Here is a 9,174-nt window from a genome sequence, read left to right on the forward strand (position 1 = left end):
ATTCAAAATCGAACTTGCGACAAAGATGAGATGCATTGGCATCTCATCTTTGTGGTCCTTATATTGCCATCAACCCAATAACGATGATTTTTAGATATGGATGAAAGAGGGTAGATAATGCGAATATTGCTTGCAGAAGATGACCGCTCACAAGCTGAAAGTATCCAATCTTGGTTAGAAATGGATGGCTATAATGTCGATTGGGTTGAGCGAGGTGATCACGCCATTTTAGCCATAGAACAGCATGAATATGATTGCATTTTGCTTGATCGAGGTTTACCAAAGGCGACAGGAGATGAGATTTTACAGCGATTAAAAAAGCAATATCCTGACACACCAGTAATTTTTCTAACAGCTCGAGATACTATTCAAGATCGTGTACAAGGTTTGGATTTAGGTGCAAATGATTATCTGGTCAAACCTTTTAGTCTTGAAGAATTATCAGCACGAATACGTGCTCAGCTTAGACAAACACAAACCACAAACTTGCATGAAATCAAATATGCCAATTTGATTTTAGACACTCAGGCAAAAACAGTTTTTCAAGACCAACAAGCCATTGCATTAACAGCAAAAGAATTTCAAATTTTATATAAATTGATGCAAAAGCCTGAACATATTGTAACTCGTGAACAATTAGAAGCTTCTTTATATGCATGGGGGGATGAAATTGAAAGCAATGCGATTGAAGTTTATATCTATCAGCTACGAAAAAAGATTGGCAATCATTTGATAAAAACCATACGAGGATTAGGTTATCGAATGAATACACCGCAAGAATAAGCAGTGTGTTGATCCATTTTAAATGATTTCAATAGGGTATCTATGAGCCAAGCCATCTCGCTACAACATAAATTGATTAAAACATCCATGTTGAGTTCAATTGTGGCGGGTCTATTTGCTTTGCTATTACTCATCGCATTGTCTATTTACCACAACATGGATGTTCAAGATCAAATCATGGATGAAATTTCAGATATGCTGCTGATTTCAGATTTGAGTACTACATCGGGTTTTCAATTGGATGAGCTCAGTGATGAATTTGATATTCAATATCAATTGATGAATGGAGATAAACTTTTAACTCAATCCCCAGAATTTAAGTTAGACATAAGCAGTCACGCCAAGATAACTGATCAAGACAGTGCTTATGATTTTATTTGGTCAAATCATCAACTTTGGCGAAGCTATCATGCAAAAAATCCCGATTCAGGGTTAAGTGTCTATGTGATCCAACCGTTGAGTGAGCGCTTTAAAGATCTGTCGCAAAGCTTAATCAGCTATTTTTTAATTTTACTGAGTTTATGGGCGATCCAATGGTTGATTTTACATTTTTCAGTCAAAAAACAATTTAGATCAATTCAATCGCTTTCAACAGAAATTGCTGAGAAAAATATAAATGACTTAAGCTTGATTCAACAGCCTCAACCTGAATTTAAAGAACTACAACCGATGGTTAATCAGCTTAATCAGATGTTTATTCGACTGGAACAGGCATTAGTCGCAGAACAAAGGTTTACCGCAGATGCATCACATGAGCTACGTTCACCATTATCAGCAATACATATGCGTTTACAGTTGCTACAACGTAAATATGCTGAAGTGCCTGAAATTCGTCATCAATTAAGCCTAATCCAAAATGATGTATCTCGAGGCACACAAGTACTTGAAAATTTATTGTTGCTCGCCAGATTAGATCCTACAGATAAAAGTGATTTACCTAAAACTTGGGTCAGCTTGGAAAAGATGACTCATGGTGTTTTATCTGCCTTAGAGACATTTATAGATGAGAAACAAGTCCAACTTCATATTCAAAGTGAAGATGCAAATGTCGATGTAAATGAAGAATTAATGTTTATTTGCATCCGCAATTTAATTGATAATGCAATTCGATACACACCTCAGCAGGGCAATATTTATATTGATCTTGGTCATTTTGAAGGTTGGAAATTATTTGAAATTCAAAATGATGGTGAGGGAGTTTCAGAAGAGGTTATTGCTCGTTTAGGGGAGCGTTTCTTTCGTGCTTTAGGAACTCAAACACAAGGTTCAGGTCTAGGCTTATCCATTTGTAAAACTGTAGTCGATCTGCATCAGGGGAAAATTGATTTTAGTGCTTCCAAATACGGTGGCTTAAAAATTCGCTTATATTTACCTTAGATTCAGAAAGAAACGACAACAATATTAGCCATAAAATTGAGTAGTGATAGAGAAATGATGAATGACATTATTTGCTCATCGAGTTGTGTATCAAATAACTCTATTTACATGATCTTTTATAAATTGTTCAGCCAAAACTTAAAAAGCAGTATGCGCTGATTCATACTGCTTGTTCCCACGTTTTTTGTTTTAAATCAGTTGTTTTTATCGTTATTTAGTCAAAATTAGACGATTATTACGGGTTAAGCGTAAACGATATTCTTCACCAGCATGCATAATGCGAATTTCGCGTCCTAATGCAAATAAGTTGTTTGAGTGTAACATTGGAAGAGATTGGTGAGCTTCGGTGTTACGTGTAAATAGGCTAAATGGTGCGTTCATTATTCTGACTCCGAGTGGGGTGTTGTCTAAGTGATTTAAATGATAATCATTATCGAATAGATCTGTCAACGATAATTTTTATCATTTATAAAAAATCTATATTTGCTTACAATTGATTAAAACTTGAGGGCTCTATTTCTATGTCTAAACCCAGTGTTCATGTGGCGATTGCTTTATTACTGTTTCGAGGAAAAGTCCTTGTAGGATGGCGCAACGCTGACCAACATCAAGGCAATAAATGTGAGTTTCCAGGAGGGAAGATTGAAGCAGGGGAAACACCTGTTGAAGCATGTCGTCGAGAAATTTTTGAAGAAGTGGGGATTGGCATTCAGCAATGGCATGCTTTTGATGTGATTCATCATGAATATGATGATGTCGAAGTATTTTTGCACTTATTCCATGCCACTGTGAATGAGCAATATTTAGCAGATATTCAAAAACCATGGACATGGTACAGCCGTGATCAACTTTTAGGGCTGAATTTCCCTAAAGCCAATCATTCGATCATTCAGCGTTTATTTTGGAATCATCACATTAAAATTTCTGAGAATTTGAGCGAATTATGTCGAAACAAACAAAGTGTAGTGAATGCTAATGCGCTGAATGAAAGTAATCTGAATGAAGCTTCAGCACAACCACTGTTTTATTATCGCACTGAATTACTCACATCAGCAGTAGAACAAGTCCAGCAGTTAAACCTGCATGATCTGTCACGGTTGATCATCAATGTTGATATTTGGACACAATTGCCAGAATCTTTACAGAAAGCTGTGGCTGCTGTGCATTATAAACAGCAGCAAGTGATGGATTTGCAAATAGGGCAATTGCCCTTAGGCGTGCGTTGTATCGCAGCATGTCATGATCTGGTGTCTTTACAACGTGCGCACAGCTTGGGATTCGATGCGGTGATTCTTAGCCCTGTTTTACCAACTGCAACACACCCAGATGCACATAATTTGGGATGGGAACAGTTTAAGCAATATGCCAAAAGCAGTGATTTACCTGTATTCGCATTGGGAGGGTTAAGCCCTACTGATTTAAGCATTGCACAACACTATGGTGCTTATGGTATTGCAGGGATTAGCCAATTTTAACTTGAACTCATACCAAACATCTAAAGTAAGTTAAACCAATCCATAGCATTATTGAGAGTTTGTATCGTATAAATAAGGCATTTTCATAGCCTCATATTTTGATAAAAGTTTTCATTGATTTGCGTAGTCGATGCCTGACTTTTTAGAGATGAAAAGTAACAAAAATCTTTCGTTGATCAAAGGGGATATCCATATCACCCTTGACCAACGGTGGCAACCATGCTCCCAGCTACAATAGCAATATTGGGTGAAATTGGCTCGTGAAAAAGCTAAATCTATTCTATTTTTAACCTGAATCTTATATAAAATTTTTGGTGAAATACGATACTCGGAAATCTCATCTCCAACTATTTGAGGCAAGACTCCGCTAAGAACATTTTTTTTTAATAAGCTAAAGGTGTAGTTGCGTTGAACTCACATAAACTACACTTTTCAACTTTGAACTTAGAGGCTTTGCAGTTGCTTAGATGCTTCTGCAACAGTCTTTTGATTTTTCAATTGTTGTGCTGACTGTAAAATCGTATTCCAAAACACTTTCTTTTGTGCAGTTGTTTGAGCATAACTTAATCCTCGGCGTGCTAAGGACTCAGCGTTTGCATATTGCTTTTTTTGTTGGGCGATTCTCGCCAAATAAGAAAAAACTTCTGCGGATTGTGGGGCTAAACGTTGTGCATGCAAGGCAAAGCGTTCTGCTTCATCCCATTGTTGTTTTTGATAAGCAGTTTGGGCTTGTTGCATCAATTGCTTAAAGGCGGGAATACTTTGCCCATCCTCAAATTTTTGAGTTTGGGCTTTTTGTTGAGGCACGATGACAGTAGGGACTTTTTCACGTTTGATTTCAGGTCGCTCATAAGGTGTAATCTTTACACCATCAGGCGTTGGAACATTATTTTTTTGCTGTGATGTATCTGGCTTTTCGACAGGTTTTGTTGGTGGCTTGGTGTGTTGTGGTGTTGTTTGACAACCAGCTAAAGCCAATATTCCCATTAAACTTATTAGATAAGTGGTCTTGGTCACATTACGATTCATCATTCATTCCTATTCAAAAAGCCATTCCATCTTTACCTACAAAGTGAGAGGATTTAGTTGTTGTAACTCCCACTTGAAATCATACGACCTCTTGAGTCCTGTTCCATACTGTCTTCACTCTCACGAATGTAGTTGTCAATACTATCACCAGACTGTGTTTGCGAAGCGTTTTGTTGTGTATCGGGTACGTATTGTGGGTCCACTTGGTAATGTGGCATACCGCATTCAGTCGCACGATTTGGCACAGTATGACGTAATAGTGGAATATACATTGCACCTTCACAGCCTTGGGCAGACAATTCTCCAGTACGTGAATCAATCCATTGCCATGCAATATCATCTGTTTGACGCAAATTCACAGGTTTTTGACGTAACTGTTTCATCACATTAATCCAGACAGGCAATGCGCCTGATGAACCTGTCAACCCAGTGATTTTATTATTGTCTAATCCGAGCCACACCACAGCTAAGTTGTTACCCGAGTATCCTGCGAACCATGAATCACGAGTATCATTGGTTGTCCCTGATTTACCCGCAAGTTTAAGATCAGCTGGTAAGCTATTGTAAGCCGCTTTACCTGTACCCGATGACATGACTTGCTGTAAACCATAGTTCAATAAGAATGCGGCAGAAGGATCTATGGTTTGCTGAACATTTAAGCCGAAACGCTCTAGAAGACGACCATTTGAATCAACCACAGTACGAATGGCTTTGGTAGGATATTTAAATCCACCCGTTGCAAAGTTGCCATAAATACTCATTACTTCCATCGGTGACATATCAACTGCACCGAGGAAAATCGATGGATAATTCGGGATTTTAGAGGTCACGCCAAATTTAGTCAGATTATTGCTAAATGTTGAGATACCAAATTCATTACCCAGACGAACAGCTGACAGGTTATATGAGTTAGCAAGTGCTTGTGCTAAAGGAACATAACCATGACCAGAACCACTATAGTTTTTCGGTGTCCACGATTGGTTGCCATTGACAGGTAAACTAATCGGCGCATCTTCGATTTGAGATGCCCAGTTGTATCGCCCTGACTCCAAAGCGCTTAAATAGATCACAGGTTTGAGCAAAGAACCTACTTGGCGCTTGGCATCAACTGTACGGTTAAAACCAGTAAAGTCTTGTGTAGAACCTACAGCAGCAATCAATTCACCATTTTCAGGGCGCGTGACTAAAACTGCACCCTGTAAGTCTTTTAAACGTGATGGATTGGCATTGGCTAATCGAGTCACAGTGTCTCTAAAACTATTTTGAACTTTGGTTTGTGCAATTGGGTCAAGCGTTGTAAAAATTCTTAAACCTTGATTGGTTAGGTCAGACTCTTGATATTCTGTTTTAAGTTGACGACGTACAATATCGAGAAAGTCTGGGAACTTCGCGGTTCCTAGCGTTGGTTTACGTACAACATTCAATGGACGCGAAATTTCTTTTTCATATTGTGCTTGATCTAAGTAGCCCATCACCAACATATTGTTCAAGACAATATCTCGACGTTTTTTTGCCCCTTCAGGATTTTTCCAAGGATTAAACAGGGTAGGTCCTTGTACCAAACCAACTAAATAAGCTTGCTGTGAAATATTTAGTTCACTGAGTGGTAATCCAAAATAGAACTGTGAAGCTAAACCATAACCATTGACCGAATAATTCCCGCTTTGCCCCAAGTTTACTTCATTTAAATAGGCTTCAAGAATTTCATCTTTACTATAATGAAGCTCTAATAAAAGAGACATGAGTGCTTCATTGACTTTACGTTTCAAGGTTTTTTCAGGGGTTAAGAAAAAGTTCTTCACCAATTGTTGAGTGAGTGTTGAACCACCTTGACGCTTTCCGCCTGTTACGTTACTGACCAGCGCACGTGCGGTACCACGGAAAGATATCCCGTGATGACGATAAAAGTTACGATCTTCGGTTGCAATTAATGCTTCGATCAAAGGTTTTGGAACCTTGTTGAGTTTAATCAGTACACGGTCTTCATTATGTTGCGGATAGATTCCACCAATCAACATGGGTTCTAAACGTGCAATTCCAGTATTGGTTGGCTTGGTGGCTTTGACATCAGAAACAGTATCTCCAGCAAAGGTCACTTGTAAAACTTGTTCTGGGTCAACGCTGTCGCCAAAGTCGAAGCCTCGTGTATGAACATAGACAGAATTGGGTTGGCTGATATATGTTCCAGACTTGGTATAACTGTCACTGTTTTTATAACCCAACAGTTTAAGCTCTTGTTCAAATTCTGTTTGTGCAATAGGCGCAGTTGCATATATTTCTAATGGTCGCGCAAATACTTTCGCAGGAATGTCCCAGCGGTTTCCTTCGAACTTGTCCCGAATAACATTGTCGAGTCGAATTAAGTAGATACTAAATGCAAAAAATGCTGCAATGACCAATACACAAAAAATCAGTGCAATCAAGCCTATACCACGTTCGTTCTTCATATACAGATAATAAAACCCAATTTATTTTCGCTAATCATGCGAAGCTTTTCTTAAATTTGCAATAATAAATCTGTGAAATACACAAATTTAAAGCCTTTTTGGGTATTCTTGTTATTTTTCGTTGATGAATGATTTTATAAACATATTCTGAAAGTGCTATGATATCTCAGAATTTCAGTGGAGCTAAAGCACCTGTGCAGATTTCACCAAAGACCTTTCGTAACATTGGTTTGATTGGAAGACCAGATAAATCTTCTGTGGTTGATACGCTTTGCCTTATACACGATCATTTATTGAGTTTAGGTTTACATCCGGTTTTTGATACCGCAACAGCAGAACTTGTCCCCTATACCAATACTCAAACTGTCAGTAAGAATTTACTCGGTGAGGTTGTAGATTTAGTCATTGTTGTTGGTGGCGATGGCTCCTTATTACATGCAGCACGTGCATTGGTGAAATATAATATTCCCGTATTAGGTGTCAACCGTGGTCGACTGGGCTTTTTAACGGATATTAAACCAACTGAAGTGATTTTTAAGCTCGACCAAGTCTTAAAAGGTGAATTTCAACTTGATCGCCGTTTCTTACTTGAAATTGAAATTCGCAGTAAAAATGAAACGATTTATGATGCAATTGCATTGAATGATGTGGTGCTACATTCAGGTAAGTCTGTACATATGATCGATTTCGAACTGAATATTGATGGGCAATATGTTTATCGTCAGCACAGTGATGGTTTAATTGTATCTACGCCCACAGGTTCGACAGCATATGCATTATCGGGTGGGGGACCGATTCTCCATCCAAGTATGGATGCGATTGCTTTGGTTCCGATGCATCCACATACCTTGTCTTCGCGTCCAATCGTTGTGGGTGGGCAGAGTGAAATTAAGATACTGATCCGTGAAAACCGTGTATTGCCGATGGTGAGTGCCGATGGACAACACAGTGTTTCATTAAATGTTGGCGATAGTTTGCATATTCGCAAACATCCATTCAAACTAATACTTTTACATCCGCCAGGTTATGACTTCTATATGGCTTGTCGTACTAAACTTGGTTGGAATCAAGATTTTGATTCTTTTCAGCGGGATTGACCATGAATATTGAACAGATGCTTTCTATTTTAGATGCTGATATCGTTGAACGATTAAAAACAGCAGTAGAAATTGGGAAATGGCCAAATGGTGTGGCACTGACTGCTGAGCAGCGTCAAACTTGTATGCAAGCGGTAATCGCTTGGGAACATCAAAATGTTCCTGAAAAAGAACGTACGGGTTATATTGATAAAGGTCATAAAGAAGAGGGTGAGGAATGTGACTCACATGTTCCTGAACCAGAATTTAAACCAATTCGTTTTATCTAACTGTGTAAAAAACCTTTGAACCATAAAGTAGCCTTACTTTATGGTTCAAATACTCAATAAAAAAACAATAATAGGGTCTGTTGACATTTAGGGTTCATAATTTAACCTACAAGGGGAGCCATAAAAATATACAAGCTAATGCAACAGAACTTTCATAGTTCCGTTTTAACTTGTCGTATCGAGTGGCTATCCCTCTAAATTGCTTTAACCTACAAAACATATTTTCTACTAAGTGCCTGATTTTATATAAATACCAATCCATATGGTCATTGTTTGATTGGCTATTGGTTTTTTTAGGTATATTTGCTTTTGTTCCAGTTGCTCTAATCTGCTGTCTTAATGGCTCTGAATCGTAGCCTTTATCTGCACATGCAATCTCTGCCTCATTTAAATCGAGTTTTGAAATTAAATCAGGTGCGACTTTAACATCATGTGTGGTTCCATCAGTAATAATGAAATCAATAGGATTCCCATTTGAATCTACTACTAAATGTATTTTGGAGGAGTTTCCTCCAGCACTTTTAGAGATTGCCTGATCAGCAATACCCGCAGAATGTTGATGAGCACGAATATGGGAACCATCGATGAATAGCCATTCCATATCGGTATTCAGTGATAATAATTTGAATATAGTGAGTAACTTACCACTACTTGACCAGCGATTAAAACGTTTAAAAATAGAGTTCGGTTGTCCAAA

At 38.2% G+C, this 9,174-nt stretch carries 9 protein-coding genes; 5 read left to right on the top strand and 4 right to left on the bottom strand.

What is annotated here, in order from left to right; all coding sequences use genetic code 11:
• Positions 1-117 precede the first annotated feature (117 nt).
• Positions 118-783, top strand: coding sequence for a response regulator transcription factor (locus ACINWC743_RS16575; protein WP_004831528.1), 666 nt, complete (start codon positions 118-120; stop codon positions 781-783).
• A 42-nt stretch (positions 784-825) separates the two neighbouring features.
• On the top strand, positions 826-2,160 hold the full coding sequence (locus ACINWC743_RS16580) for a sensor histidine kinase (protein ID WP_009586204.1): 1,335 nt from the start codon (positions 826-828) through the stop codon (positions 2,158-2,160).
• 210 nt (positions 2,161-2,370) lie between these two features.
• Here the strand turns inward: ACINWC743_RS16580 and hemP are convergent, their stop codons facing one another.
• Positions 2,371-2,541 carry a hemin uptake protein HemP gene (gene hemP, locus ACINWC743_RS16585; RefSeq protein WP_004721884.1) on the bottom strand — a complete coding sequence of 57 codons (171 nt, stop codon included), beginning with the start codon at positions 2,539-2,541 and terminating at the stop codon, positions 2,371-2,373.
• A gap of 140 nt (positions 2,542-2,681) precedes the next feature.
• On the opposite strand from hemP, the gene ACINWC743_RS16590 reads away from it, so the two are divergent.
• Positions 2,682-3,635 carry an NUDIX domain-containing protein gene (locus ACINWC743_RS16590; RefSeq protein ID WP_009586216.1) on the top strand — a complete coding sequence of 318 codons (954 nt, stop codon included), beginning with the start codon at positions 2,682-2,684 and terminating at the stop codon, positions 3,633-3,635.
• A gap of 444 nt (positions 3,636-4,079) precedes the next feature.
• Here the strand turns inward: ACINWC743_RS16590 and ACINWC743_RS16595 are convergent, their stop codons facing one another.
• Together ACINWC743_RS16595 and mrcB are read right to left on the bottom strand one after the other, a co-directional pair.
• On the bottom strand, positions 4,080-4,664 hold the full coding sequence (locus ACINWC743_RS16595) for a tetratricopeptide repeat protein (protein ID WP_009586202.1): 585 nt from the start codon (positions 4,662-4,664) through the stop codon (positions 4,080-4,082).
• Between the two features lie 53 nt (positions 4,665-4,717).
• Positions 4,718-7,111, bottom strand: coding sequence for a penicillin-binding protein 1B (gene mrcB / locus ACINWC743_RS16600; RefSeq protein ID WP_004831524.1), 2,394 nt, complete (start codon positions 7,109-7,111; stop codon positions 4,718-4,720).
• Positions 7,112-7,269: 158 nt separating this feature from the next.
• Between mrcB and ACINWC743_RS16605 the strand changes: the two genes are divergently transcribed.
• Both ACINWC743_RS16605 and ACINWC743_RS16610 read left to right on the top strand, forming a co-directional pair.
• The gene (locus ACINWC743_RS16605; RefSeq protein WP_004831522.1) at positions 7,270-8,208 is read left to right on the top strand and encodes an NAD(+) kinase; all 939 of its coding nucleotides are present in this window, start codon (positions 7,270-7,272) and stop codon (positions 8,206-8,208) included.
• Positions 8,209-8,210: 2 nt separating this feature from the next.
• Positions 8,211-8,477, top strand: coding sequence for a YeaC family protein (locus tag ACINWC743_RS16610; RefSeq protein ID WP_004831521.1), 267 nt, complete (start codon positions 8,211-8,213; stop codon positions 8,475-8,477).
• 106 nt (positions 8,478-8,583) lie between these two features.
• On the opposite strand, the gene ACINWC743_RS16615 is transcribed toward ACINWC743_RS16610, so the two are convergent.
• Positions 8,584-9,174 (bottom strand): IS5-like element ISAbe13 family transposase (locus ACINWC743_RS16615; protein ID WP_009586206.1); only part of this gene is annotated, 591 nt, incomplete at its 5' end.

The sequence above is a fragment of the Acinetobacter sp. WC-743 genome (genome assembly GCF_000335555.1).
Taxonomy (GTDB): Bacteria; Pseudomonadota; Gammaproteobacteria; order Pseudomonadales; family Moraxellaceae; genus Acinetobacter; species Acinetobacter bereziniae.

Coding starts and splice junctions, on each gene's coding strand:
- ACINWC743_RS16610 (WP_004831521.1), top strand. CDS start 8,211: ATGAATATTGAACAGATGCTTTCTATTTTAGATGCTGATATCGTTGAA.
- ACINWC743_RS16590 (WP_009586216.1), top strand. CDS start 2,682: ATGTCTAAACCCAGTGTTCATGTGGCGATTGCTTTATTACTGTTTCGA.
- ACINWC743_RS16595 (WP_009586202.1), bottom strand. CDS start 4,664: ATGAATCGTAATGTGACCAAGACCACTTATCTAATAAGTTTAATGGGA.
- ACINWC743_RS16580 (WP_009586204.1), top strand. CDS start 826: ATGAGCCAAGCCATCTCGCTACAACATAAATTGATTAAAACATCCATG.
- mrcB (WP_004831524.1), bottom strand. CDS start 7,111: ATGAAGAACGAACGTGGTATAGGCTTGATTGCACTGATTTTTTGTGTA.
- ACINWC743_RS16605 (WP_004831522.1), top strand. CDS start 7,270: ATGATATCTCAGAATTTCAGTGGAGCTAAAGCACCTGTGCAGATTTCA.
- ACINWC743_RS16575 (WP_004831528.1), top strand. CDS start 118: ATGCGAATATTGCTTGCAGAAGATGACCGCTCACAAGCTGAAAGTATC.
- hemP (WP_004721884.1), bottom strand. CDS start 2,541: ATGAACGCACCATTTAGCCTATTTACACGTAACACCGAAGCTCACCAA.